Genomic DNA, 26,146 nt, shown 5'->3' with positions numbered 1-26,146 from the left:
GGGCGGCAAACCCCCTGGCCCTCCCGGCCCACCCCATGGATAAAGTGCCCCCATGCGCGATCTAGGGGTGGGTTTCCAGTATCTCGTCCAGGGCCAGAAGTGGGTGGCCCGGCACGGCAGGCAGTACGGCTTCGGTCTGATCCCCGGCCTGATCACCCTGGTCCTCTATCTGGCCGCCCTCACCGCCCTGGCCGTCTGGGGCCCCGACTTCGTCGCCTGGGCCACCCCGTTCGCCGACGACTGGTCCAGCCCCTGGCCCGGCCTCTTCCGCGGCTTCCTCACCGCCGTCCTGTTCGCCCTGGCCCTTCTCCTCTCCGTCGTCACCTTCACGGCGATGACGCTCCTCATAGGGCAGCCCTTCTACGAGAACCTCTCGGAGAAGGTCGACCGCGACGTCTCGCCCGACGGCACCGCGCCGGAGTCCGGCCTGCCGTTCTGGCGGGAGCTGTGGATCTCGGCCCGCGACAGCCTGCGCATCGTCATCAGGGCGGCGCTGTGGGGCGTCCTGCTCTTCGCCCTCGGCTTCGTCCCGTTCATCGGGCAGACGGTGGTCCCCGTCATCGGCTTCTTCGTGACCGGTTTCTTCCTCACCGAGGAGCTGACGGCGGTCGCCCTCCAGCGCCGCCGTGTCGACCTCCGCGACCGTCTGCGGCTGCTCCGCTCCCGCAGGACCCTGGTCTGGGGCTTCGGCACCCCGCTCGCCCTGGCCTTCCTCGTCCCGTTCGTCGCCGTCTTCCTGATGCCGGGCGCGGTCGCGGGCGCGACCCTCATGGCCCGCGACCTCCTGGGCGAGGAGACGACGGACGGCGACGCCGACGACGAGAACGCCACCGGCCCCCACGCCGGCCACGCCCCCCACGGCCACACGCCCCAGCCCCGGCCTGCGGACCCCTGGACCAAGCCCCGGACGCAGTGACCCGCGGGGCCGTTCACGGGGCCGACGGGCAGCCGCCCGCCGACCTCGTCCCTGCGCCGGCCCCGGCGTCACCGCTTGGCCGGCCCCCGCCCGAGCGACGCGTCCGCGGCCACGCCGAGGATCGCCCGTACCTGCCCGATGATGTCCAGCCGGTTCCGTACGAACTCGGGATCGGTGACCGTCCCGGCCGCCGGATCGGTGTTCCCCGTCCCGAACTGCAGCACCGGCGTGTGCACATGCCCGCCCGGCAGCACGTCACGCAGCCCCAGCCGGTCCCGCAGCAGCGTCGCCCGGTAGGCGATCTCGTTGGAGAGGTAGTTCCCGCCGCCCCCGGCCCTGGCGGTCGAGCCCGCGGTCGGACCCTCCGGCCGTACCACCGCGGACGTCCCGCCCGCCGGAATCTCGGTCACGCTCGTGTTGTCGTACACCGGGAAGCGCCCGGTGTCCGCGGCGACGATCTCCGCGTACGGCAGGGTCGTCGACGTCCACTGCGGCTGCGCGGCGGGGCCGGTCACCGGGATGGTCTCGGTGCGGGCGACGTCGTCGTTGTCCGGGAAGCCGCCCCGCCAGGCCCCGTTGGTCCGCTCGATGTCGAAGCGCCCGACCCGGCCCTGGCTGACGGTGGCGAAGAGGTCCACCCGCGGCAACCGCGGCCGCAGTGTGCGCTCCACCGTCCCCTCGGCGAAGTCCTGCCAGCGGACGGGGAAGACGGCCGTCTCGATCCGCGCCGGACCGGCGGCGGTCCGGACGACCGTCCCGTCGAGCGCGAGAGCCGTCGCCCCGGACGGGTTGGAGATCCGGATGTCCCGGTCCAGCGTGAACGGATCGAACCCGGTGACGAGGATCCGCTTCAGCCCCTTCCCGTCGGCGGAACGGGGATAGCGGATCGCGTCCTGCCCCCGCGACGCCCGCTCCAGCTTCCCCAGCAGCATGGCCCGTCGGGCATCGCTCAGTTCGAACTCCGGCGCCCACTGCCGTACTTCCCGCGTCATCCCCAACCGGGCCCAGTACAGCGGCCGGTCGTCGTCCCGGCTGAGGTCACCGCCCGCCGGCCCCCGCCCCTGCGCCCGGTCCACCGCCCGCGTCCACAGCCGCGACCCCTGCCGCTCGACGATCCGCTCGGCCTGCGCGTACGACCGCGCCCCGGCCAGAGCCCGCTCCAACTCCGGGGCCACTCCGTCGAATCCGGACCGCCGCAGAATCTCCTGGGGCACGGCCCGGTCGAGCCGCTGCTCCTCGACGGTGAGCGACGCGGCCGCGGTCCCCGAGGCCGGAACCGGCCCGGACGCGGAGGCGGAGCCGGGGAAGCAGAGCCCCGCGCACAGAGCCGCCAGCCCCACAGCTCCCCGCACACCGGCCCTGCCGCTTCGCCCCAACCTGAAACCAAGTCCTGTGGAATGCAAGGGAGTTCGAGTCCTTCCGTAGCTGTGGCGCCCGCTCGCGCCGTGGGGGGTGTGGCCCGGACGGCGGCAGTATCGCGTGACGGAAGGGGCACACGCCATGCCGCGTGCCGTGCGGGACCGGCCCGGCCGCCGCTCGGCCCTCGCGCCCCTCCCCTGCCCTCCCCGAGCAGGGCCCACGGGACAACCCTTAGGCGCGCACCCCGAACCCGTAGACCGTCTCCGACCGGTACACGTCCCCCGGCCGCAGTTCCGTGCTAGGGAACCGCGGCCGGTTGGGCGAGTCGGGGAAGTGCTGCGTCTCCAGGGCGATCCCGCCACCCGGCCCGAACGGCCCCTGAAGGTGATCCGCCGTGTAGAGCTGCAGCCCCGGCTCGGTCGTGGCCACGGTCAGCATCCGCCCCGAACCCGGATCGACCAGCTCCGCCACCGGCTCCGCCGTCGCGGTGACCCCCTTGTCCAGCACGAAGTTGTGGTCGTACCCGGCCCCCACCTTCCGGGCCGTCCGGAAGTCGAACCGCGTCCCCGCCACCTCGGCCGGCTCACCTGTCGGTACGAGGTCGGCGTCCACCGGGGTGACCGTCGCCGCGCCGATCCGCAGCTCATGCCCGGCGGCGCTCCCGGAGGCCGCGCCCGCGAGGTTCCAGTAGGAGTGATTGGTGAGGTTCACCACGGTCGGTGCGTCGGTCACCGCCTCGTACGCGATCCGCAGCGCACCGCCGTCCTCGTCCAGCGTGTACGTGACGGATACCTCCAGCCGCCCCGGGAAGCCCTCCTCCCCGTCCGGACTCACCCGTGACAGCCGCACCCCGCCCTCGACGGCCTCCGCGTCCCACGCCCGCTTGTCGAAGCCTCGGGGACCCCCGTGCAGGGAGTTCGGCGCGTTGTTGCGCTCCAGCCGGTACACCCGGCCGTCCAGCACGAACCGTCCCCCGGCGATCCGGTTCGCGTACCGCCCGATCAGCGCCCCGAAATAGGGCCCCTGGTTCCGGAGGTACCCGTCGAGATCCGCGAATCCCAGCACCACGTCCGCCGTCCGCCCGTCCCGGTCCGGGATCTCCACGGACTGCACGATGCCGCCGTACGTCAGGACGCGCACCCGGGCGCCGCCCCGCTCCAACGTCCAGCGGTGAACAGGCGTGCCGTCGGAAAGTGTGCCGAAAAGTTCGCTCATGAGCGGAACCCTAGGTCACACATCCTTTTTGCTGATGATCCGGTAGGCGATCTCCGCCAGCCGTGCCTGCCCGTTCACACTGGGATGGAACCAGTCCCACTGGCTGAGCTGGGCCTGCCCGAAGCGGTAGTCGAAGACGGCGTCGCCGTCGTATCGGCAGTGGCGGTCCTCGGCGCAGACGTCCCGCAGCACGTCGTTGTACGCCTCCACGCGGTTCTGGACGGTCTCCCGCCGCTCGGTCGCCGCCGTGGTGAGGACATCGGGGTCGGCCAGCATGGACGGGCAGATACCGAGCTTCCAGACCTGCTTGCCGAGCGGGTTCGTACGCCCCTCGGACCACAGCCGCTTCAGATCGGGCACGCTCGCCACGAACACCTGCGTCTTCGGCAGGGCGTCGCGCAGCGCGGCCATGGAGTCCTCGAAGTCGGCGCGGAAGTCCGCGACCGGGGTCATCTCCTCGGCGGTCGCCCGGCACGCGTCGTTCGCGCCGATCATGACCGTGACCAGCTCCGGCTTCCGGGTCGCCGCCCGCGCCACCTGGCTCGGCAGGTCGGCCATCCGGGCGCCGGTGACCGCGTAGTTCCAGCTGCGCTCCGCCGCTCCGGTCCGGCCGAGCAGCCGTACGGCGAGACTGTCGACCGAGGCGTCGCTGCCGGTCGCCCACGAGACCTCGGGGCAGTCCGACAGCACCTTGCAGGCGTCGAAGCCACGGGTGATGGAGTCGCCGACGGCCGCCAGCGACTTAGGGGTGCTGTCCCAGGACGGGGTGGGCGACGCGGAGGGCCGGGTCTTCGCGCCGGTTCCCTCGGGGCCGGGGGAGTTGCCGCCGGTGGCGTCGCAGCCGGTCACCGCCAGCACGGCGGCCGCCAGCACGGCACCGGACACCGCCCTCGAACGGTGGCGTCGCTTCCGCATCCCCTGGTCCCCTCCTCGGTCATCCATGCAAGTTCCCACCCATGTCAACGCGCGGGGGTTCCCGACACGGAGGGGGCCGGGACGGATGTGGCGGACGACGCAACCGATCCGGCCATTCCGGACGTCCCCTCAGATGGCCGAGTTCTTACGGCGATTCACCCCGTGTGGCCCAGCGGAAGGGTCGGAACACGCGTCCCGCCGGGTGAAACCGCGCTGCTTACCGGCGTCGGCTCCGACGGTACGTCACCCTCCCCGCCTCGCCGCACGGTAGCCTCGGCCCGTGGCCGCTCGGCCACCGCCGTTCCGTCAAACTGCAAGACGTCCCGCTCTGTGGAGGCCCCGGTGACGACACGTGGAGTTCTGTACGTGCACTCCGCGCCGCGCGCGCTGTGCCCGCACGTCGAGTGGGCCGTCGCGGGCGTCCTGGGCACCCGCGTGAACCTCGACTGGATCCGCCAGCCGGCCGCGCCGGGCACCTGGCGCTCGGAGTTCTCCTGGCAGGGCCGGCCCGGAACGGCCTCCCAACTCGCCTCCGCGCTCCGCGGCTGGCAGCTGATCCGCTTCGAGGTCACCGCCGAGCCCTGCCCCAACGCCGAGGGCGAGCGCTACAGCTGCACCCCCGACCTGGGCATCTTCCACGCCGTCACCGGCATCCACGGCGACATCCTCATCCCGGAGGACCGCCTGCGCGCCGCTCTGACGAGATCCCAGCGCGGCGAGACGGACCTGGAAGCGGAGATCGCCAAGCTCCTCGGCAAGCCCTGGGACGACGAACTGGAGCCGTTCAGGTACGCGGGCGAGGGCGCCCCGGTCCGCTGGCTCCACCAGGTCGTCTAGACGGACCCGGGCCGCGACGCCGGTCCTCCGGTGGCGCGGGGAACCGCGCGACCAGCCCAAGACGGCCCGCACCCGGCCGCAACGCAGCCCGCGCAGCCCGTCGACGGCGAACGGCCACGCAGCCCGTCAACGGTGAACGGCCACGCAGCCGCAACGGCGAACGGCCAGGCAGCCGCAACGGCGAACGGCCCGAACTCTTCCCAGAGTCCGGGCCATCTTCAGTCAACGCCGGTTTCAGATCGTCCTGAACGCCAGCACCACGTTGTGTCCGCCGAACCCGAACGAGTCGTTCAGCGCGGCGATCCGGCCCTCGACGGGCAGCTTGCGGGCCTCACCCCGCACCACGTCCGCGTTGGCCTCGGCCTCCGGGTCCAGGTTGTCGACGTTGATCGTCGGCGGAGCCACCCGGTGGTACAGCGCGAGGACCGTCGCGACGGTCTCGACGCCACCGGCACCACCCAGCAGATGCCCGGTCATGGACTTCGTACCGGAGACGGCCATGTGGTCGGCGTGGTCCCCGAACACCTTCCGCAGCGCCTTCAGCTCGGCGATGTCACCGGCAGGCGTCGACGTCGCGTGCGCGTTGACGTGCACGATCTCCGCCGGGTCCAGGTCGGTGCGCTCCAGCAGGTGCTCCAGGGCGGCGGCGATGCCCCGCCCCTCCGGCTCGGGCTGCACGATGTCGTGGCCGTCGGCGGAGATGCCCTGCCCGACCGCCTCCGCGTAGACCCGCGCCCCGCGTGCCGCGGCGTGCTCCGCGGACTCCAGGACCACGACGCCCGCGCCCTCGCCGAGGACGAAGCCGTCGCGGGCGGTGTCGTACGGACGCGACGCGGCCTGCGGGTTCTCGTTGTTCTTGGACATCGCCATCATGTTGCCGAACGCGGCGATGGGCAGCGGGTGGATCGCCGCCTCGGTGCCGCCGGCGACCACGACGTCGGCGCGGCCGGTGCGGATCATCTCGATGGCGTAGCCGATGGCCTCGGCGCCCGACGCGCAGGCGGAGACGGGGGTGTGCACACCGGCACGGGCGCCCACGTACAGACCGACGTTGGCGGACGGGCCGTTGGGCATCAGCATGGGCACGGTGTGCGGGGAGACGCGGCGTACGCCCTTCTCCTTCAGCACGTCGTACTGGTCGAGCAGCGTCGTCACGCCGCCGATGCCGGAGGCGATGACCGCGCCGACCCGGTCGGCGTCGACGGTGCCGTCGTCGGCGGAGGTCTCGGTGTAACCGGCGTCGGCCCATGCCTCCTTGGCCGCGATCAGCGCGAACTGCGCCGAGCGGTCCAGCCTGCGGGCCTGCGGCCGGGGGATGACCTCGGTCGGCTCGACGGCGATCTGTGCCGCGATACGGACCGCCTGGTCGGCGGCCCAGTCCTGCTCCAGGGGGCGGACACCGGACTTGCCGGCCACCAGCCCCTCCCAGGTGGAAGTCGCGTCGCCACCCAGCGGTGTGGTTGCGCCGATACCGGTGACGACCACGGTGCGATTGGTCGAACTCACGGGAATGTTCTCCAACGGTTACGAGGATTCAGCGGCGCCACCGCCGGGTGGCGGGGCAGTCGGACTGACTCCGGGGACCGGGCGGCCGGACGGCCGGTCCCGGTCCCGGCGGATCAGGCCTGGTGCTTGAGGATGTAGTCGGTCGCGTCGCCGACGGTCTTGAGGTTCTTGACGTCGTCGTCCGGGATCTTGACGTCGAAGCGCTCTTCGGCGGCGACGACGACCTCGACCATGGACAGGGAGTCGACGTCCAGGTCGTCGGTGAAGGACTTGTCCAGCTGGACGTCCTCGACCGGGATGCCGGCGATCTCGTTCACGATGTCGGCGAGACCGGCGACGATCTCTTCCTGAGTGGCGGCCATGTCAGGCGCTCCTTCGTAGATATCCAGAGGGTGGGCGTCCGCCGCGTCGGCGGCAGGTGTTGCTGTACCGCGCCGGACCACAAGATCCGGAACGGTTGCCTAGGGGAGGGTAACGACCGTCGCTGCGTACACGAGACCCGCCCCGAAGCCGATGACGAGCGCGGTGTCGCCGCTCTTCGCCTCGCCGGTCGCCAGGAGCCGCTCCATGGCGAGCGGGATCGAGGCGGCCGAGGTGTTGCCGGTGGTGCGCACATCACGGGCGACCGTGACGTGCTCCGGCAGCTTGAGTGTCTTCACCATCGAGTCGATGATCCGCTCGTTGGCCTGGTGAGGGATGAAGACGTCCAGGTCGTCCGGGCTGATCCCGGCCGCGTCCAGCGCCTGCTGAGCGACCTTCGCCATCTCGAACACGGCCCAGCGGAACACCGCCTGGCCTTCCTGGGTGATCGCGGGGAACTTGACGTTGCCGTCGCTGTCCAGCGGGAGCTTGTCCGGATCACCGGTCCGGTACTCGTTCCACGGCACCGTCTGCTTGATCGTCCCGGCCTTGTCGCCCTCGGAGCCCCAGACCGTGGGGCCGATGTGCGGCTCCTGGGAGGGGCCGACGACGACCGCGCCGGCGCCGTCACCGAAGAGGAACGCGGTGGCCCGGTCCTCCAGGTCGGTGAGGTCGGACAGCCGCTCCACGCCGATGACGAGGACGTATTCCGCGGAGCCCTCGACGACCATGCCCTTGGCGAGGGTCAGGCCGTAGCCGAAGCCCGCGCAGCCGGCCGAGATGTCGAAGGCGGCGGCCTTCGCCGTGCCCAGCTTGTCGGCGATCTCCGTGGCGATGGCCGGGGTCTGGCTGAAGTGCGAGACGGTGGAGACGACCACGGCGCCGATCTGCTCGGCGGAGATGCCGGCGTCGGCGATGGCCTTGCCGGACGCCTCGACCGACATGGCGGCGACGGTCTCCTCGTCGTTCGCCCAGTGCCGGGTCTCGATGCCGGAGCGGGAGCGGATCCACTCGTCGGAGGAGTCGATCCTCTCCAGGATCACGTCGTTGGGCACCACACGGACCGGGCGGTAGCCGCCGACGCCGAGGATGCGTGCGTACGGGGCGCCCTTGCTCGGCCTGATCTTCGACATTGCTGTCTGGCTCCTAGGGTCTCAGGCGCCCGCCGCGTCAGCGGCAGGTGTCGATGTCTCGGCGATGAGCTCACGAGCGGCGTCGAGGTCGGCGGGGGTCTTCAGGGCCACCGTCCTCACGCCCGGCAGCGCGCGCTTGGCGAGACCGGTGAGCGTACCGCCGGGGCAGACCTCGATCAGGCCGGTCACGCCCAGCCCCTTGAAGGTCTCCATGCACAGGTCCCAGCGGACCGGGTTGGCGACCTGGCCGACCAGGCGCGAGAGCACCTCGGCGCCGGTCGCGACGGCATGGCCGTCCTTGTTGGAGACGTAGGTGACGGTCGGGTCCGCGGGCGACAGCGCCTCGGCGGCCTTGGCGAGGGCGTCCACGGCCGGGGCCATGTGGTGCGTGTGGAAGGCGCCGGCGACCTTGAGCGCCACGACCTTGCGCACGCCCTCGGGCTTGTCCTCCGCGAGAGCGGCCAGCTGCTCCAGGGTGCCGGCGGCCACGATCTGGCCCGCGCCGTTCACGTTCGCCGGGGTCAGACCCAGCTTCTCCAGATGCGGCACGGTCGTCTCGGGGTCGCCGCCGAGCAGCGCGGACATACCGGTCTCGGTGATCGCGGCGGCCTCGGCCATGGCCAGACCCCGCTTGCGTACCAGGGTCAGCGCGGCCGTGTCGTCGAGGACACCGGCGAGGGCGGCGGCGGTGATCTCGCCGACGCTGTGGCCCGCGACGGCGCCGGGCGCCACGTCACCGAGGGCGGTGGCGGACAGCAGACCGGCCGCGACCAGCAGTGGCTGGGCCACCGCCGTGTCCCGGATCTCGTCCGCGTCGGCCTGCGTCCCGTAGTGGGCGAGGTCGAGTCCGATGGCGTCCGACCACGCGGCGAGGCGGTCGGCGGCACCGGGCAGTTCGAGCCAGGGGGTCAGGAAGCCGGGCGTCTGGGCGCCCTGGCCGGGAGCGACGAGTACGAGCACTCTCACACTCTCTCTTGGGGACGGCCGACGCCGCCCGTGAGGACAGGGACGAAGAACAGCAGGGCCTTTTGTAGCCCTCCGACAAAACCCTAGAGCTGGTGATCCCCATCGACCAGACGCCCCAGGATCAGCGCGATCCGCAACGTGAACGCAGAGCGTACATCGGAGGGCGACCAGCCGGTGACGTCAGTCACACGTCGAAGCCGGTAGCGCACGGTGTTGGGATGGACGAACAGCATCCGGGCCGCACCCTCCAGACTGGACGCCTGTTCGAGGTAGACGCTGAGCGTTTCCAGGAGCGCGGAGCCGGCCTCCTCCAGTGGTCTGTAGATCTCCTCCACCAACTGCTCGCGCGCACTGGGGTCGCCCGCGATGGCGCGCTCGGGAAGCAGATCGTCGGCGAGCACCGGCCGGGGCGCGTCCTGCCAGGCGGAACAGGCCTTGAGCCCCGCTGCCGCCGCCTGCGCGGACTTCGTGGCGGCCAGCAGATCGGGCACGATCGGCCCCGCCACGACCGGGCCCGCCGCATACGGTCCGATCAGTGACTTCGCCACCTGCAAGGGGTCGTTGCTGCCGCCGGCGATCACCACGAGCCGGTCGCCGAGCACCCCCGTGAGCACCTGCAGCTTGGCGTGCCGGGCCGCCCGGCGGATGGCCTCCACGGTCAGTTCGCTGTCGCCGTCCGGGGCCGTGCCGAGGAGCACGCACACATGCTCGGGAGAGTTCCAGCCGAGGGCGGCGGCCCGGCTGACCGCGCCCTCGTCGGCCTCGCCGCTGAGCACCGCGTTCACGACCAGGGACTCCAGGCGCGCGTCCCACGCGCCCCGCGCCTCGGCGGCCTGCGCGTACACCTGGGCGGTGGCGAAGGCGATCTCCCGCGCGTACACGAGCAGTGCCTCGCGCAGCACGCTCTCGTCGCCGGGGGCGGCGACCTCGTCGATCGCGGACTCCATGACCTCGATGGTCGTCCGCACCATCTCGACGGTCTGGCGGAGGGTGATCGCCCGGGTCAGCTCGCGCGGCGCGGTACCGAACACGTCCGTCGAGATGGCCTGGGGGGCGTCGGGACGCCGGAACCACTCCGTGAACGCCGCGATACCCGCCTGGGCGACCAGTCCGATCCACGAACGGTTCTCGGGCGGCATCGCCCGGTACCAGGGCAGCGTCTCGTCCATCCGCGCGATGGCCTGCGCGGCGAGGCTTCCGGACGACTTCTCCAGCCGCCTCAGTGTCGCGGCGTGCGCATGGACGTACGGTGCGGTCTCGGACTTGCTGGCTTCTGGTTCGGGCACGTGACCAAGAGTGCCTTATCGCCGCGCTCGCTCGCGCCGTGGGTCCGTGAGCTGGGCATGCGTCCGCCGGGGGCCGCGCCCCCGGGCCCCGCTGCGGCCGGCCGGGCTACCGTGGGCGGGTGATGGACGTACGGCGCGCAGACGAGCGCTACCCGGGGGGAGACGCCTCGGCCGGCATCTCCTCCTTGCACGCCTTCTCCTTCGGGGCGCACTACGACCCGGACAATCTGCGGTTCGGGGCGATGATCGCGTGCAACGAGGAGCGGCTCCGGCCCGGCGCCGGGTTCGACGAGCATCCCCACAGCCACACCGAGATCGTCACCTGGGTCGTCGAGGGCGAGCTGACCCATCGCGACACCACCGGCCATGAGACGGTGGTCCGCCCCGGCGACGTCCAGCGGCTCAGCTCGGCGGGCGGTGTACGGCACGCGGAGCGCAACGAGGGCACCGAGCCGCTGACCTTCGTGCAGATGTGGCTGGCCCCGTCGGCCCCCGGCGGCGACCCCGCCTACGAGATCGTCCGCGGTATCGCGGACTCCACCCCGTACGCCGTCCCCGAGGCCGGCGCCATGCTGCACGTCCGGCGCCTCGGTGCGGCGGGGGAGCGCACCGCCGTACCGGACGCGCCGCGGGCGTACCTGCACGTCGTCCGCGGCACGGTCCGGCTCGGACCGCACGAGCTGGGCCCCGGCGACTCGGTGCGGGTGGCGGACGAGAAGGGGCTGGAGCTGGTCGGGACGGCCGTACCGGCGGAGGTGCTGGTCTGGGAGCTGGGGGAGTGAAGGCTGGTCAGCCGTCGCCCTCCGGCTCCTCCGCGTTGCGCCAGATCGTGAGGTCCACGGAGACGTAGTTGCTGGGGTCGTTCTCAGGGGCTCTGCCCTGGTAGGTGACCAGTGCGATGTGCCCGGAGCCGGTGTGCACGCACAACTGGGTGCCCTTCGAGAGCTGCGACAACGACACTATGTCGGCGAACCGGGTCTCCGCGCGGCAGGTCTTCAGGGAACCCTTCTGGGCGTTGTTCAGCAGGACGATCTTGTCGTTCCCGCTGAGCAGCTCGCCGTCGTAGTAGTACAGGTCGCTGTAGTAGATGGAGCCGCCTTCGTCGTCCTGCGGCTTGGGCGGGGAGTCCGCGAACTCCACGTAGTAGTTGTGGGGGATGTTGATGCCCTTGTAGGTCACCGGCTTCGGGTCGGGCAGCGGCTTGCTGCTCGCCGAGTTCGAACCACCGCTGGACGCGCCGTCGTCCGAGTCCCCGATGCTCTTCAGGACCGAGGCACAGCTGCCGAGCCAGAACAGGCCGAACACCACCGCGACGCCGATCCCGATCCAACTGCCCGCGCTCCGCCGTGGCTTGACGGGAAGCGGGCGGAACTGCGGCTGCGGATGCCAGGTCTGCGGCTGCTGCGGATAGGGCGCCGGATGCCCGGTCGGCACGGTGTGCGGCCCCGGCTGCGGGTGGTACGCCATGGCCGGCTGCGGCGGGTATGGCGTCGACGGCGGCCCGGGCGCGGGCGGGGCCGACGGACCGGCGTGCCCGGCGTGCATGGTGGGCGCCGCGTGCACCGGCGGCGCGGCGTGGCCGGCGGCTCCCACGTCCTGCCGGGTCACCGGGGCGGTGGGCGCGACCGGCGGGAGCGCCGAGGTCGGTGCCTGCGCCGCCGTGCTCCGCGCGGCGAGCAGTTCCGCCGACGCGGAGACCCGGCGGGTGATGTCGGCGCCGATCGCCTCCGGCAGCCAGGAGCCGGACTGGACCAACGGCTCGGGCGAGGCCTCCTGGCACAGCGCGATGACCTCTTCCGGCGAGGGCCGGTCCTCGGGGTTCTTCGCCAGGCAGCGTTCCACGAAGCGGAGTTCACCGGGGAGACCGGAGAGATCCGGCTCCTCGTGGACGATGCGGTACAGCACGGCGTGCGAGGGCCCGTCGCCGTACGCGCCGCTGCCCCGCCCGGCGTACGCCGCCACCTGGCCCAGCGCGAACACATCCGACGCCGGGGTGATCGGCTTCCCGGCCGCCTGCTCCGGCGACATGAACGCCGGGGTGCCGATGGAGACGCCGGTGCCGGTCAGGGCGGTGGCGTCGGCGGCACGCGCGATGCCGAAGTCGATGACCCGGGGGCCGTCGGCGGCGAGCAGGACGTTGGTGGGCTTCAGGTCGCGGTGGACGATGCCGGCCGCGTGGATGACCTTCAGGGCTTCGGCGACCCCGGCGAGCAGCAGCAGGACGGAGGTGACCGGCAGCGCGCCGTGCTCGGCGACGGCGGAGTGCAGCGAAGGGCCCGGCACATAGGCGGTGGCCAGCCACGGCCGGGCGCCCTCGGTGTCGTAGTCGATGACCGGCGCGGTGTACAGGCCCTGTACCCGCTGGGCGGCCTGAACCTCCTGCCGGAACCTGCGGCGGAACTCGGGGTCCTCGCTCAGTTCCGGCCGGATCGTCTTGAGGGCGATGGGGTGCCCCCCGGGTGTGTACGACAGATACACCGTGCCCATACCGCCCGAACCGAGCCGTGCCGCGAGGCGGTAACTCGCCACGGCCTTCGGATCGTTGTCGTCCAGCGGACGGAAGTTCCCGCCCGTTCGTACCTCGCCCATCGTTTCCCCCGCGGCCCCGCGTCTGCTGTGGCGTGTGTGCAGGGGGAGGGTATCGAACGACCAACCGTCCTTCCGCAGGGCGTGGTTGGCGTCCATCCGGCCGGAACGGCTGTGAGAACGATCGCGGGGCACCCCTGACGGTCGGACGAGTTCGCCTGCTAGCGGAGCCCGTCCACGAAGGCCCGCCAGGCGTGCGGGCCGACGATCAGGACGGCACCGCCGGCGTTCTTGCTGTCGCGCACGGGTATGGCGCCGGGGAAGCCGTCGGCGATCTCCACGCAGTCGCCGCCGGTGCTCCCGCTGTAGCTGGACTTACGCCACCGTGCTTTCGTCAGGTCGGGGCTGTTCTCCATAACGCTCCTCCATCACACGGGTGATCAACGCCGCTGAATCCTCAACGGAGAGAGCGGCGGCCTGGAGATGAGCGTAACGGCGTGAGGCTTCCCTGATGGCGTCAGGGTTGGCCGTCATATGGCCGGAGATGAGGTCCTCCGTGTAGATGATGTCCGGGTCGCCTTCGAAACGGAGGAGGTTGAACGCCCCGTCCAGACTTGTGTGTTCACCGGCCCTGTACGGCAACACCTGGACCCGCATCCACCGGTGCCCGGTGAACTCCAACAGGTGGGCCAGTTGCCTCCGCATGACCTCGCGGCCACCGATGGGCCGGTGCAGCACGGCCTCGTCGAGGATCGCCCAGGCCAGCGGCGGCTGCTCCCTCTCCAGGATGCGCTGACGCTCCATCCGGGCCGCGACCAGGCCGCCGAGGTCGTCCGGCATGCCGGTGGCCAGTACCGCCCGCGCGTACTCCTCCGTCTGCAGCAGCCCGTACACCACCTGCGCCTGGTACGTGGAGATGTATGTCGCCTTCGCCTCCATCTCGGCGTACGGCTGGAACCAGGTGGGCAGTTGACTGCGCAGCACGAGGCCGACCAGCCGGGAGAAGACACCGTCGGTGCCGAGCGCAGCGTCCACCCGCTCGGAGAAGTCGCGGGTGGGAATCTTCTTGGTGGTCTCGATCTGTCCGATCAGCGAGCCCGTGCAGAAGATGATGTCTCCGAGCTGGCTCTGCTTGAGTCCGTGCGCCTCGCGCTGCCGGCGGAGCTCCCAGCCGTAGTAGTCGAGTGGGGAAGCGCTGGGATCGAGCGATTGGATGTTGGCCACTGCGGTGCCTCCGGCCTCCAACGCCTCGCGGCGTTCGTCTCCTTGCGTAGTTGAGCGTATGCGAGGAGTGCCGCCCGGGTGGCGTGAATCACGCACTCGGTCCGCCGGTGGGTGAAATGCCTCAGCCCCGCGACTCCGTGAGCACCGCGTCCGTGAACGGCGTCCACGCCTCGATCGCCCACGGCCCGAACGCCCGGTCCGTCAGCGCGACACAGGCCAGCCCGGCCGCCGGGTCGATCCACAGGAACGTGCCCGACTGGCCGAAGTGCCCGAAGGTTCCCGGCGACGACGTCGTCCCGGTCCAGTGCGGCGACTTGGAGTCCCGGATCTCGAAACCGAGCCCCCAGTCGTTGGGGTTCTGGTGCCCGTAGCCCGGCAGTACGCCCTTGGTGCCGGGGTACTGCACGGTCATCGCCTCGGCGACCGTCCGCGGGTCGAGCAGCCGGGGCGCCTGCACCTCGGCGGCGAACCGTACGAGGTCGTCGACGGTGGAGACGCCGTCCTTCGCCGGTGACCCGTCGAGCGTGGTGGCGGTCATCCCCAGCGGTTCGAGGACCGCCTGCCGCAGGTACTCGGCGAACGGGATGTCGGTCGCCTTCGCCACATGGTCCCCGAGCACCTCGAACCCGGCGTTGGAGTACAGCCGCCGCTCCCCGGGCGCCGACATCGCCCGGTGCTCGTCGAAGGCCAGCCCCGAGGTGTGCGCCAGCAGATGCCGTACGGTCGCCCCGGCCGGTCCGGCCGGTTCGTCCAGCTCGATGGCCCCCTCCTCGTACGCGACGAGCACCGCGTACGCGGCGAGTGGCTTGGTGACCGAGGCCAGCGGGAAACGGTGCCCGGTGGGGCCGTGCGACCCGAGGACGGTGCCGTCCGCCCTCACGACGGCCGCGGCGGCCGTGGGGACCGGCCAGTTCTCGATCAGGGAGAGGCTCTGCAGGGACATGCGGATGAGCCTATGCGGGGAGGAGGGGCAGATGCACCGAGGGGTCCCGCCCGCCGACCGTCGGGATCACGTCACGTCCTCGTGGTTTCTCACTGTTCGCTTGCTTGGAGCGCACTCCAGGGTTTTAGCGTGGAGGACATGACGGTGATGGAGACCACGAGTACCGCCAGTACTGCCAGTACCGACAGTTGTGCCGGACCGCCGCGCAAGCCCCGGCGGCCCGACGGGCAGGACAAGTACACGATCAGCGAGGTCGTCACCCTCACCGGCCTGACGGCGCACACCCTGCGCTGGTACGAGCGGATCGGGCTGATGCCGCACATCGACCGTTCGCACACCGGCCAGCGCCGCTACCGCAACCGCGACCTCGACTGGCTCGACCTCGTCGGCAAGCTCCGGCTCACCGGGATGCCGGTCGCCGACATGGTCCGGTACGCGGAACTGGTGCGCGAGGGCGACCACACCTACGCCGAGCGCTTCGACCTGCTCAAGTCGACCCGGGACGACGTCCTGTCCCGGATCGCCGAGCTCCAGGACACCCTGGCCGTGCTCGACCGGAAGATCAATTTCTATGCGGACGCCGGGCAGGCCCTGGCGTCGGAGAGGGCTTCATGACGAACGGCGTGAACGGCTCGAACGGCGTGAACGGCTCGAACGGTGCGATATCGAAGGCACGACTGGGAGCGAACGGACCCGAGGTCGGCGTACAGGGCCTCGGCTGCATGGGCATGAGCTTCGCTTACGGCCCCTCGGACGCGGCGGAGTCCCGTGCCACCCTGGAGCGGGCGCTGGAACTGGGTGTCACCCTCTACGACACGGCCCACGCCTATGGCGCGGGGGAGAACGAGCGGTTCCTCTCCCCGTTCGTCAGGGCGCACCGCGACGACGTCGTCATCGCCACGAAGTTCGGCCTGGCGGTGCACCCGGACGACCCGACTAAGCGGATCATCCGCAATGACGCCCCGCACATCCGCGAGTCCGTCGAGGGCAGCCTGCGCCGGCTCGACGTCGAGGTGATCGACCTCTACTACATGCACCGCCGGGACGTGAGCGTCCCCATCGAGGAGACCGTCGGCGTCATGGCCGAGCTGGTCCGCGAGGGAAAGGTGAGGCACCTGGGCCTCAGCGAGGTCACGGCCGGTGAACTCCGCGCCGCCCACGCCGTGCACCCCATCGCCGCCCTCCAGTCCGAGTGGTCCCTCTTCAGCAGGGACATCGAGGCCGCCGTGGTCCCCGCGGCCCGTGAACTCGACGTGGCGCTCGTGGCGTACTCCCCGCTGGGCCGGGGCTTCCTCACCGGTTCCTTCGCCAAGGCCGAGGAGCTCAGCCCGGACGACTTCCGCCGCCAGCAGCCCCGTTTCACCGGCGACAACGCCCTCGCGAACGCGGCGCTGCTGGACCCGATCCGCAAGGTCGCCGAGTCGCACGGTGCCTCCGCAGGCCAGGTGGCCCTCGCGTGGGTCCACCACCAGGCGTCCGTGCACAACCTCCCGGTGATCCCCATCCCGGGTACCCGCAGGCCCGGCCGGGTCGAGGAGAACGCCGCGGCCACCAGGCTCGCCCTGACCGAGGCGGACCTGGCCCTGCTGGAGCCGATAGCGGCCAGGGTCGCGGGGGACAGGTACGCGGACATGAGGTTCACGTCGGCAGGCAGGGAGTAACCCGGGCCTCACAGCTCCGCCAGGAGTTCCGCCTTCTTCACGCTGAACTCCTCGTCCGTCACCAGCCCCGCCCGGTGCAACTCGCCCAGATGCCGGATCCGGTCGGCGATGTCGGCCGGATCCCGGCGCGGCGCCCCCGCGGGCAGCGCCTCCCCGGGCCGGGCTCCCCGCACCGCCGCGAGCACGGCCGCCGCGAACGGCAGCGACTCGTGCACCGGCCCGTACCCCAGCCCGAACACGACCGCGGCCGGATCCTGGTCCGGCTGAACCCGTGGCGCCGACGGCTGCTCCGCGCCCCCGCGCCGCAGCAGCCGCAGATACCCCTCGAACAGTTCCGGCGACCGCCACTCGACCCCGCTCAGGTCGTGTACGGGGAAACTCTGGTCGCCGGCCTTCCACTTCGCCGACGACGCCCCCGTCCAGGACCACCGGAACGACACCGACCGCCCGTCGAACGTGGCCTTGCCGTCGTATGCCTTGAACTGCAACGGCACCTCGGGCGCCGCCACCAGGAACCGCTCCGCCGGGCCCGACTCGGTCAGCCGCGCCCGCAGTTCGTCGGCGTAGTACTCCGCGAGGGCGTCCCGCTCGGCCGGCAGCACCAGCCGGTACGGATCGGAGCCCTCCCTGAGCTGATCCGCAGCCGCCTCCATCAGCGGGTCGGCGCCCGGCCGCGGCACGGCACGCAGGACGACCGTGCCCCGCTTCCCCGGTGTCAGCGTCACCCCCGCGATCGCCTCCAGGGGGACGCGCCGCTCGCCGAGCGCCTGGAACAGCTTCGGCGTACGGATCCCCCGTTCGAAGCGGATGAGCACGGAGTCGGACTCGAACTCCCAGGCGGCATGAAATCCGGCCAGTACGTCACCCATGCGGCTCATCGTATGCGGGCGACGCGGCGAAGTCCCCACCCATGGCGAACCGCACTTTTCGCGGCCTCTACGCGCGTCAGGCCGCAGCGGTGTCCGGCAGACCCGCCCGGCACCCCTCGTTCTTCCGCGCGCACTCCACCAAGTGGTACGCGCCGATCCCGATCTCCGCGAAGTTGTACAGGCTCACGGTCCCGGGCTCGAAGTAGCCGCTGTGTCCCTCGGCGTTGGACGCCGACAGCAGGCGCGCCCCGAACTCCGCCGACATCGGGTCGGTTCCGTGGCCGAGCCCGCCGACCTCCAGGTACGGCACGTCCTGGACCCAGTCGTCGGCGTCCCGCATGGCCCACACCCGCGCCGAGGTGCGCAGCGTGGCGACCTTCTCGGCCCGCATGCCGGGGCTGCCGGCGACCGCGATGTCGGTCACCCTCGACGGCAGCGAGCGCGCCGCCACCCCGCACACCACCGAGCCGTAGCTGTGGCACACCAGGGCGACGGTGGAGCCCCCGGGCAGCGCCCTGACCAGCTTGTCCAGCCGGACCGCGCCCTGCTCGGCGCGGAGCGCGGTGGCCGAGTCGAGCCCGAGGCCGTCGGGCGCGGTGTAGTCGGCCCAGGCGATCACGGCCGTACGCGTCCGGGGGCTCGCGGTGCGCTCCGCCCGGTACAGCGCCTCGGCCATGCCGACGGGCGCCGAGTACCTGCGGTGGGTGCGCTGGAAGCTGAGGATGTCGGTGTCGACGCCGGGGACGACGACCGAGACGCGCTCCGCCCGGTCGAGGTCGCCGAAGACCTCCGCGACCCGGCCGGTGCCCCCGGGGTCGAAGGCGAGGATCTGCCGGTCCTTCCCGGCCAGCGTGGCGAAGCGGTGCATCCGCCGGCCCGCCTGGTCCTGGCCGGTCGCGGAGAGCCGCTCGTCGCGCGTACGGGCCCGCTCGCGCTCGCTCTGCTGCCGGAGCGCGATGCGGTTGGCCCGGTAGCGCAGTTCGACGGGGGCGCCGTTCATGTTGCCGACCGCGAGCGGGTAGCGGTGGGCGAGCCGCCGCTGCTGCCGTTCGGTGAGCGAGGCGAAGAAGGCGGTCAGCCGGTGCGGGGACGAGGAGGCGTCGGGCAGCTCACGCCCGTCGAGGTGTCCGTGCCGCCACGCGGAGAGCGACGCCTGGAGCGGCGACTCCCCTCGATGGCTGCGGATCGCCGTCCAGCCGGTGGTCGCCAGCATGACGAACACCACGGCCAGCGCCGGCAGTGCGCGCCAGACGTTCAGTTGCGGGGAGGAGTCGAAGGAAGTCACTGAAAGGACACACTAGGAGAACGGAAGGGTCTCGCGTTAAACGAGTGAGGGGAATCACGTTTCAAGTGCGCCCGTTCCCCGCACTGCGCAAAGAACGTCCTGGTGGTGGCGTTGTGAGGGGGTTTCAGTCGATACGCCACTTGTCTGCCAGGGAGGGCCTCAGGGCGTCCAGATGAGCGGCGGTCAGTTCCCGCATCGTCTCCATGCTGAGGTCTCCGCCCATGGCCCACATGCGCTCGGTGACGCGCATGACCCCGACGAAGACCGCCACCGCCACCCGCGGCCGGGGATCGGTGCGCACATCGAGCCCCTCGCGCTCGGCGACGACCGCCTCGATCTCGCGGGCCACCTCCTCCGAGCGGCGCAGATGCGCGGCGAGCAGCGCGGGCGTCGACTCGATCATGCCGTAGCACCGTAGATAGAGGTCGACGGGGACGATCTGCTCGACGGCCTCACCGATGGCGTCCCAGCCCTCCAGTACGGCGTTGCGCAGGGCCTCCAGCGGGGCCTCGTGCGCGGGCCGGGCGCGCAGGGCCGCGAGGAAGCGCTCCTGGGTGAGGTCCATGAGCGCGAGGGCGGCCTCCTCCTTGCCGGCGAAGTAGCGGAAGAAGGTGCGCTGCGAGACGTCCACGGCCTCGGCGATCTCGTCGACCGTCGTCGCCTCGTACCCCTGCGTCGTGAACAGCTCCAGGGCGGCCCGCAGCAGCGCGTCATGGGTGCGCTGCTTCTTCCGCTCGCGCAGCCCCGGGCGCTGCCCCGCTGTCGCCGCCGTCTCCATGAACCCTCTTCTCCACCCGGTCCGTGCTCCGAGTGACGTGACAGTTACCGACTTGTGAACTCGTTTGTCAACTGTCAGTGGCTGTCATTAGCCTCGCACGCATGACTAGTCAGACCACTGTCGACAAGACGGGACCGGGGGACCAGGCGCCGGCAGGCCCGTCGGACCCGGCACCGGGCCAGGGGCGCGGCCTGCGCGGCCACCCTTGGTTCACCCTCCTCACCGTGGCCGTCGGCGTCATGATGGTCGCCCTCGACGGCACCATCGTCGCCATCGCCAACCCGGCCATCGCGGACGACCTCAACGCGAGCTTCGCCGAGGTCCAGTGGATCACCAACGCGTACTTCCTCGCGCTGGCGGTCACCCTGATCACCGCGGGCAAGCTGGGCGACCGCTTCGGCCACCGCCAGACCTTCCTCATCGGTGTCGTAGGGTTCGCCGCCGCCTCCGGTGCCATCGGCCTGTCGGACTCGGTCGCCTTCGTGGTGACGTTCCGGGTCTTCCAGGGCCTGTTCGGCGCGCTGCTCATGCCGGCCGCGCTCGGTCTGCTCCGGGCCACCTTCCCCGCCGAGAAGCTCAACATGGCGATCGGCATCTGGGGCATGGTCATCGGCGCCTCCACCGCGGGCGGCCCGATCCTCGGCGGCTTCCTGGTCGAGAACGTCAGCTGGCAGTCCGTGTTCTGGATCAACGTCCCCGTCGGCGTCCTCGCCGTCGCCCTGGGCGTGGCCATCCTGCTCGACCACCGCGCGGAGAACGCCCCGCGCTCCTTCGACGTCCTCGGCATAGCCCTCCTCTCCGGAGCCATGTTCTGCCTGGTCTGGGCGCTCATCAAGGCTCCCGAGTGGGGCTGGGGCGACGCCCTGACCTGGACGTTCATCGCCGTGTCCGTGGTCGGGTTCGGCCTGTTCGCCTTCTGGGAGACGAAGGTGGGGGAGCCCCTGATCCCGCTGGGCCTCTTCCGCTCGGTGCCGCTCTCCGCGGGTGTGGTCCTGATGGTCCTGATGGCCATCGCGTTCATGGGCGGCCTGTTCTTCGTGACGTTCTACCTCCAGAACGTGCACGGGATGAGCCCCGTCGACGCGGGCCTGCACCTCCTGCCGCTCACCGGCATGATGATCGTCGGCTCGCCCCTGGCCGGTGCGCTGATCACCAAGGCCGGACCACGTATCCCGCTGGCCGGCGGCATGGCCCTCACCGCGATCGCCATGTACGGCATGTCGACCCTGGAGACGGACACCGGCAGCGCCGTGATGTCCCTCTGGTTCGCGCTCCTCGGCCTCGGCCTCGCCCCGGTGATGGTCGGCGCCACCGAGGTCATCGTCGGCAACGCGCCGCTGGAGCTGTCCGGTGTCGCCGGTGGTCTCCAGCAGGCCGCGATGCAGATCGGCGGCAGCCTCGGTACGGCGGTCCTGGGCGCCGTGATGGCCTCCAAGGTCGACGGCGACCTGCCCGGCAACTGGGCCGACGCCGGTCTCCCGCCGCTCACGGGCACCCAGTTCGACCATGCCTCCGAGGCCGTCCAGGTCGGCGTGGCTCCGGCCGTCCCGACCGCCCCACCGGAGTTCGCCGCGAAGATCGCCACGGTCGCGCACGACACGTTCATGTCCGGCATGGGCCTGGCGTCCCTCGTCGCCGCCGGTGTGGCCGCCGTCGCCGTCCTGGTCGCGTTCCTGACCAAGCGGGGCGACAACGCGGAGGCGGGCGCGGGGGCGGCGCACATCTGACGACGGAGCGCCGCAGGTCACAGCAAGTCAAGTCCTCCGCGTGGCCTGGGTGCTGGACGGCGGAGGGCCGGGGGATCCGCGGCGCGCCGCCGGAGGGGCGGCGCGCCCAGGCACGCCTGTCGACACTCCGCGTTTCAACCCTCCGCGGTTTCAACCCTCATCGGGGGGTACCCGCCACTTCGTACCCGAACTGACGGCGAAGTTCAGGGAGTTGTTGACGATGGCGGGTTTCGGACACAGTTCGCGCAGGCACCCTCGCTCACGTGGCCGGACGTGGTCACGGACCGGGCCGGATCGCGCGACCCTCGGCATCATCGGAGTCATCTGCGCGATCGCGGGATTCTTCGTCCTGGGGATCATCCTCGGCCCCGTCGCGATCGTCTGCGGCTGGCTGGCCATGAACCGTACCTGGTCCGGCGCCCGCCCCGTCCCCGCCCTGATCGCGGTGGTTCTGGGTGCCATAGACACCCTCCTGGCCGTCCTCTGGCTGGCCGGCACGGCCACTCCCGGGGCCGGACTCTTCTGACCCGGACACCCCGGCTGGGGTGAGGGAAGACCACAGGGGCCCTCGGCGCCGAAGGCCGAGGGCCCCTTTCCCAGTTGCGTGAGGAAGACAGGGCCGGCGACGCGGGGACCTGTGACCCCCGTGCCCTTCGGCGTTGAAAGGCGGAGGGTTCCTCTTTCGTCTCCGGTCAGGCCAGCGGGGTCAGGGGCGCGGGGAACTGCGCGACCGGCCACAACGCTCCCGCACCCGCCCCCGTACAGGCACCCCCGTACAGGCACCCCCGCACCCCTCGGCGCTGAAAAGCCGAGGGCCCCACCACTCCCGTGGCCCGCAAGTCAGCCGCGCTGCTCCGGCACCGGTCGCGCCGACCGCAGCTCCATGACCTCCGCCCGCAGCAACCGGACCTCCTCGGTCAGCTCCGCGATCGCCGCGGTCTGCCGCCGTTCCTCCGCGTCGTCCTTCTCGAACCGCGCGATGAACCACGCCGCGATGTTCGCCGTCACCACACCCAGCAGCGCGATCCCCGACAGCATCAGCCCCACGGCCAGCACCCGCCCGAGCCCGGTCGTCGGCGCGTGGTCCCCGTACCCCACGGTCGTCATCGTCGTGAAGGACCACCACACGGCGTCACCCAGCGTGTGGATGTTCCCGTTCGGCGACTCCCGTTCCACCGAGAGCACGGCCAGGGATCCGAACATCAGCAGCCCGATCACCGACCCGCCGACATAGGTCGTGAGCCGTATCTGCGAGGCGATACGCGCCCGCTGGCCGACCAGCAGCAGCGTCGCCACCAGTCGCAGCAGCCGCAGCGGCTGGATCATCGGCAGCAGCACCGCGCACAGGTCCAGCCACCGCGACCGCACGAACTCCCACCGCTGCTCGGCGAGCCCGAGGCGTATCACGTAGTCGAGCGCGAAGCACGCCCACACACCCCACTCGGCGACCTCGCACCACCACCTCACCTCCGTGCTCGCGTCCGGCCGGACGATCGGCACGGCGTACGCGACGGCGAACACCGCGGCCAGCCCGAACAGCGGCCGCTGTGTCTTCTGTTCCCACCGGACCTGCGCCGAGGTGACTCGCTCCTTCATGAGCGCATCGTAGGAAACGTGAAGGGGCGGTGAACCCACCGGTTCACCACCCCTTGACACCACGATCCGAGCCGGGCCGCCCGCGGCCCGCGCCCCGTCTCGGCGGCGGAGCCGCTGAAGGGGCGTGAGGACTCACCGGCCCGCCCAGCGGCAGCGCCTACGCGTCGCCGCCCGCCGCCCCCGGGTCGGCCGCGGAGACGTCCAGCAGCTGGTAGCGGTCGATCGCCTGCTTGAGGACCGAGCGGTCGACCTTGCCCTCACGCGCCAGCTCGGTCAGCACCGCGACCACGATCGACTGGGCGTCGATGTGGAAGTAGCGCCGCGCCGCGCCCCGCGTGTCCGCGAAGCCGAAGCCGTCCGCGCCGAGCGACTGGTACGTACCCGGCACCCACCGCGCGATCTGGTCCGGAACCGACCGCATCCAGTCGGAGACGGCCACGAAGGGCCCCTCCGAGCCGCTCAACTTCCGGGTCACATACGGGACCTGCTGCTCCTCCTCGGGGTGGAGCAGATTGTGGCGCTCCACCTCGACCGCCTCGCGGCGCAGCTCGTTCCAGGAGGTCGCCGACCAGACGTCCCCCCTGACGTTCCACTCGGCGGCGAGGATCCGCTGCGCCTCGACCGCCCACGGCACCGCGACACCGGAGGCGATGATCTGTGCCGGGATCTCACCCGACTCGCCGGCCTTGAAGCGGTGGATGCCCTTGATGATGCCCTCGACGTCCACGTCGTCGGGCTCGGCCGGGTGCTGGATCGGCTCGTTGTAGACCGTCAGGTAGTAGAAGACGTCCTCGCCCGGCCTGCCGTCGGCGGTCTCGCCGTACATCCGGCGCAGACCGTCCTTCACGATGTGCGCGATCTCGTAGCCGAACGCCGGGTCGTACGCGACACAGCCCGGGTTGGTGGACGCCAGCAGCTGCGAGTGCCCGTCCGCGTGCTGCAGACCCTCACCGGTCAGCGTCGTACGCCCCGCGGTCGCGCCCAGGACGAAGCCGCGCGCCAGCTGGTCGGCCATCTGCCAGAACTGGTCGCCGGTGCGCTGGAAGCCGAACATCGAGTAGAAGACGTAGACCGGGATCAGCGGCTCGCCGTGCGTCGCGTACGCCGAACCGGCCGCGATCAGCGACGCCGTGCAGCCGGCCTCGGAGATGCCGTCGTGCAGCATCTGCCCGGTCGGCGACTCCTTGTACGCGAGCAGCAGATCACGGTCGACCGCCTCGTACTGCTGCCCGAGCGGATTGTAGATCTTCGCACTCGGGAAGAACGAGTCCATGCCGAAGGTGCGGTACTCGTCGGGCGCGATCAGCACGAACCGCTTGCCGATCTCCTTGTCCCGCATGAGGTCCTTCAGCAGTCGCACAAACGCCATGGTGGTGGCGATCGACTGCTGGCCGGAGCCCTTCTTCACACTCGCGTATGTCTTGTCCTCCGGCAGCGGCAGCGGCTTGGCGCGCACCACACGCGTGGGGACATAACCGCCGAGCCCCTTGCGGCGGTCGTGCATGTACTGGATCTCCTCGGAGTTCCGCCCCGGGTGGTAGTACGGCGGAAGCCCGCTCTCCAGCTCCTTGTCGGAGATCGGCAGGTGCAGGCGGTCGCGGAAGCCCTTGAGGTCGGCGACCGTCAGCTTCTTCATCTGGTGCGTGGCGTTGCGGCCCTCGAAGTTCGGCCCCAGCGTCCAGCCCTTGATGGTCTTGGCCAGGATGACCGTCGGCTGGCCCTTGTGCTCGTGGGCGGCCTTGTACGCCGCGTAGATCTTGCGGTGGTCGTGGCCGCCGCGGCCCAGGTGCAGGATCTGGTCGTCGGTCATGTTCTCGACCATGGCGCGCAGCCGGTGGTCGCCGCCGAAGAAGTGGTCCCGGATGTACGCGCCGGTCTCGGTCGCGTACGTCTGGAACTGGCCGTCCGGCGTGGTGTTCATCTTGTTGACCAGCACACCGTCGCGGTCCTGGGCGAGCAGCGGGTCCCAGGTGCGGTCCCAGACCAGCTTGATCACGTTCCAGCCGGCGCCCCGGAAGACCGACTCCAGCTCCTGGATGACCTTGCCGTTGCCGCGTACCGGGCCGTCGAGGCGCTGGAGGTTGCAGTTGACGACGAAGGTCAGGTTGTCGAGGCCCTCACGGGCGGCGAGCGTGAGCTGGCCGAGCGACTCCGGCTCGTCCATCTCGCCGTCGCCGAGGAACGCCCAGACGTGGGACTTGGAGGTGTCCGCGATCCCGCGCGCCTCCATGTAGCGGTTCATCCGCGCCTGGAAGATCGCGCCGAGCGGCCCGAGGCCCATGGAGACGGTCGGGAACTCCCAGAAGTCCGGCATCAGCCGCGGGTGCGGGTAGCTGGACAGACCGTACGGCGCCTTCGACTTCTCCTGGCGGAACGCGTCGAGCTGCTGCTCGCCGAGCCGGTCCAGCAGGAACGCGCGGGCGTAGATGCCCGGGGAGGCGTGCCCCTGGAAGAAGATCTGGTCGCCGCCGTCGCCCTCGTCCTTGCCCCGGAAGAAGTGGTTGAAGCCCACGTCGTAGAGGGAGGCGGACGATGCGAAGGTCGCGATGTGGCCACCCACGCCGATGCCCGGGCGCTGGGCCCTGGACACCATCACGGCGGCGTTCCACCGCGTGGCGTTGAGGATCTTCCGTTCGATCTCCTCGTTGCCCGGGAAGAACGGCTCGTCCTTGGTGGCGATGGTGTTGACGTAGTCCGTGCTGCGCATCTCGGGCACGGCCACGCGCTTCTCGCGGGCCCGCTCGATGAGCCTGAGCATCAGATAGCGCGCGCGCTCACGCCCGCGCTGGTCCACGGCGGCGTCGAGCGAGTCGAGCCACTCCTGGGTCTCCTCGGGATCGAAGTCAGGGACCTGACTCGGAAGGCCGCCAATGATGATCGGATTGCGATCGGATCCGGAAGCCACGCTGTTCCTTAGCTGTCAGAGGGCCACTCTTCATGGGTCCTTATGGGTGCCTGCACCGCCCCCCATCGTGTACCTCGGGGGCGCAAACGTCATCTCTACCGAGAGGTAACCAACCTGGTACCTCCCTCTGTCACAGTAG

At 71.1% G+C, this 26,146-nt stretch carries 24 protein-coding genes; 7 read left to right on the top strand and 17 right to left on the bottom strand.

What is annotated here, in order from left to right:
- Window positions 1-52: 52 nt before the first annotated feature.
- Complete coding sequence (locus tag AC067N_RS18085) at window positions 53-916, top strand: EI24 domain-containing protein (RefSeq protein WP_478679871.1); 864 nt, start codon at window positions 53-55, stop codon at window positions 914-916.
- A gap of 68 nt (window positions 917-984) precedes the next feature.
- Here AC067N_RS18085 and AC067N_RS18080 read toward each other — a convergent pair whose 3' ends face one another.
- The 3 genes from AC067N_RS18080 to AC067N_RS18070 form a co-directional block, all read right to left on the bottom strand.
- Window positions 985-2,256 carry a pyroglutamyl-peptidase I gene (locus AC067N_RS18080; protein ID WP_478679870.1) on the bottom strand — a complete coding sequence of 424 codons (1,272 nt, stop codon included), beginning with the start codon at window positions 2,254-2,256 and terminating at the stop codon, window positions 985-987.
- Window positions 2,257-2,506: 250 nt separating this feature from the next.
- Window positions 2,507-3,490 (bottom strand): aldose epimerase family protein, encoded by a 984-nt coding sequence (locus AC067N_RS18075; RefSeq protein ID WP_478679869.1) that lies wholly within the window; start codon window positions 3,488-3,490, stop codon window positions 2,507-2,509.
- A gap of 15 nt (window positions 3,491-3,505) precedes the next feature.
- Entirely contained in the window at window positions 3,506-4,405 is a 900-nt protein-coding gene (locus AC067N_RS18070) for an SGNH/GDSL hydrolase family protein (protein ID WP_478679868.1), read from the bottom strand.
- Window positions 4,406-4,747: 342 nt separating this feature from the next.
- Here AC067N_RS18070 and AC067N_RS18065 point away from each other — a divergent pair, with 342 nt between their 5' ends.
- A complete protein-coding gene (locus AC067N_RS18065) occupies window positions 4,748-5,242 on the top strand; it encodes a DUF3145 domain-containing protein (RefSeq protein ID WP_478679867.1) in 495 nt (164 codons plus the stop codon).
- Window positions 5,243-5,476: 234 nt separating this feature from the next.
- On the opposite strand, the gene fabF is transcribed toward AC067N_RS18065, so the two are convergent.
- From fabF to AC067N_RS18040, 5 genes are all read right to left on the bottom strand, one after another.
- Window positions 5,477-6,748, bottom strand: coding sequence for a beta-ketoacyl-ACP synthase II (gene fabF, locus AC067N_RS18060; RefSeq protein WP_478679866.1), 1,272 nt, complete (start codon window positions 6,746-6,748; stop codon window positions 5,477-5,479).
- A gap of 113 nt (window positions 6,749-6,861) precedes the next feature.
- Window positions 6,862-7,110: an acyl carrier protein gene (locus tag AC067N_RS18055; protein WP_007381745.1), complete on the bottom strand. Its 249-nt coding sequence runs from the start codon at window positions 7,108-7,110 to the stop codon at window positions 6,862-6,864.
- A gap of 99 nt (window positions 7,111-7,209) precedes the next feature.
- Window positions 7,210-8,241: a beta-ketoacyl-ACP synthase 3 gene (locus AC067N_RS18050; RefSeq protein WP_478679865.1), complete on the bottom strand. Its 1,032-nt coding sequence runs from the start codon at window positions 8,239-8,241 to the stop codon at window positions 7,210-7,212.
- Window positions 8,242-8,262: 21 nt separating this feature from the next.
- Window positions 8,263-9,201, bottom strand: coding sequence for an ACP S-malonyltransferase (locus tag AC067N_RS18045; protein ID WP_478679864.1), 939 nt, complete (start codon window positions 9,199-9,201; stop codon window positions 8,263-8,265).
- Between the two features lie 89 nt (window positions 9,202-9,290).
- Window positions 9,291-10,493, bottom strand: a complete 1,203-nt coding sequence (locus AC067N_RS18040) for a PucR family transcriptional regulator (RefSeq protein WP_478679863.1) — start codon at window positions 10,491-10,493, stop codon at window positions 9,291-9,293.
- A gap of 122 nt (window positions 10,494-10,615) precedes the next feature.
- Between AC067N_RS18040 and AC067N_RS18035 the strand changes: the two genes are divergently transcribed.
- Window positions 10,616-11,275 (top strand): pirin family protein, encoded by a 660-nt coding sequence (locus AC067N_RS18035; RefSeq protein ID WP_478680111.1) that lies wholly within the window; start codon window positions 10,616-10,618, stop codon window positions 11,273-11,275.
- Between the two features lie 7 nt (window positions 11,276-11,282).
- On the opposite strand, the gene AC067N_RS18030 is transcribed toward AC067N_RS18035, so the two are convergent.
- The 4 genes from AC067N_RS18030 to AC067N_RS18015 form a co-directional block, all read right to left on the bottom strand.
- Window positions 11,283-13,082: a serine/threonine-protein kinase gene (locus tag AC067N_RS18030; protein WP_478679862.1), complete on the bottom strand. Its 1,800-nt coding sequence runs from the start codon at window positions 13,080-13,082 to the stop codon at window positions 11,283-11,285.
- Between the two features lie 158 nt (window positions 13,083-13,240).
- A complete protein-coding gene (locus tag AC067N_RS18025; RefSeq protein ID WP_478679861.1) occupies window positions 13,241-13,435 on the bottom strand; it encodes a DUF397 domain-containing protein in 195 nt (64 codons plus the stop codon).
- Complete coding sequence (locus AC067N_RS18020; RefSeq protein ID WP_478679860.1) at window positions 13,395-14,243, bottom strand: helix-turn-helix domain-containing protein; 849 nt, start codon at window positions 14,241-14,243, stop codon at window positions 13,395-13,397. Before AC067N_RS18020 ends, AC067N_RS18025 begins: the two co-directional genes overlap by 41 nt.
- Before the next feature lie 121 nt (window positions 14,244-14,364).
- Window positions 14,365-15,186 carry a serine hydrolase domain-containing protein gene (locus AC067N_RS18015; protein ID WP_478679859.1) on the bottom strand — a complete coding sequence of 274 codons (822 nt, stop codon included), beginning with the start codon at window positions 15,184-15,186 and terminating at the stop codon, window positions 14,365-14,367.
- A 138-nt stretch (window positions 15,187-15,324) separates the two neighbouring features.
- Here AC067N_RS18015 and AC067N_RS18010 point away from each other — a divergent pair, with 138 nt between their 5' ends.
- Window positions 15,325-15,801, top strand: coding sequence for a MerR family transcriptional regulator (locus AC067N_RS18010; protein WP_478679858.1), 477 nt, complete (start codon window positions 15,325-15,327; stop codon window positions 15,799-15,801).
- A complete protein-coding gene (locus AC067N_RS18005) occupies window positions 15,798-16,847 on the top strand; it encodes an aldo/keto reductase (RefSeq protein WP_478679857.1) in 1,050 nt (349 codons plus the stop codon). Before AC067N_RS18010 ends, AC067N_RS18005 begins: the two co-directional genes overlap by 4 nt.
- Before the next feature lie 8 nt (window positions 16,848-16,855).
- Here AC067N_RS18005 and AC067N_RS18000 read toward each other — a convergent pair whose 3' ends face one another.
- From AC067N_RS18000 to AC067N_RS17990, 3 genes are all read right to left on the bottom strand, one after another.
- Window positions 16,856-17,716, bottom strand: a complete 861-nt coding sequence (locus AC067N_RS18000) for a DUF4429 domain-containing protein (protein ID WP_478679856.1) — start codon at window positions 17,714-17,716, stop codon at window positions 16,856-16,858.
- 76 nt (window positions 17,717-17,792) lie between these two features.
- Window positions 17,793-19,001: an alpha/beta hydrolase gene (locus AC067N_RS17995; RefSeq protein WP_478679855.1), complete on the bottom strand. Its 1,209-nt coding sequence runs from the start codon at window positions 18,999-19,001 to the stop codon at window positions 17,793-17,795.
- A 124-nt stretch (window positions 19,002-19,125) separates the two neighbouring features.
- Window positions 19,126-19,779, bottom strand: coding sequence for a TetR family transcriptional regulator (locus AC067N_RS17990; RefSeq protein WP_478679854.1), 654 nt, complete (start codon window positions 19,777-19,779; stop codon window positions 19,126-19,128).
- 101 nt (window positions 19,780-19,880) lie between these two features.
- Between AC067N_RS17990 and AC067N_RS17985 the strand changes: the two genes are divergently transcribed.
- Both AC067N_RS17985 and AC067N_RS17980 read left to right on the top strand, forming a co-directional pair.
- On the top strand, window positions 19,881-21,506 hold the full coding sequence (locus AC067N_RS17985; RefSeq protein WP_478679853.1) for an MFS transporter: 1,626 nt from the start codon (window positions 19,881-19,883) through the stop codon (window positions 21,504-21,506).
- A gap of 220 nt (window positions 21,507-21,726) precedes the next feature.
- Window positions 21,727-22,032: a small hydrophobic protein gene (locus AC067N_RS17980; RefSeq protein WP_478679852.1), complete on the top strand. Its 306-nt coding sequence runs from the start codon at window positions 21,727-21,729 to the stop codon at window positions 22,030-22,032.
- Window positions 22,033-22,346: 314 nt separating this feature from the next.
- On the opposite strand, the gene AC067N_RS17975 is transcribed toward AC067N_RS17980, so the two are convergent.
- Both AC067N_RS17975 and aceE read right to left on the bottom strand, forming a co-directional pair.
- The gene (locus AC067N_RS17975) at window positions 22,347-23,102 is read right to left on the bottom strand and encodes a potassium channel family protein (protein ID WP_478679851.1); all 756 of its coding nucleotides are present in this window, start codon (window positions 23,100-23,102) and stop codon (window positions 22,347-22,349) included.
- 157 nt (window positions 23,103-23,259) lie between these two features.
- Entirely contained in the window at window positions 23,260-26,007 is a 2,748-nt protein-coding gene (gene aceE, locus AC067N_RS17970) for a pyruvate dehydrogenase (acetyl-transferring), homodimeric type (RefSeq protein ID WP_478679850.1), read from the bottom strand.
- Window positions 26,008-26,146 lie beyond the last annotated feature (139 nt).

Source organism: Streptomyces sp. NPDC042364 (genome assembly GCF_056437585.1).
This window is presented reverse-complemented; position numbering and strand designations above follow the sequence as displayed.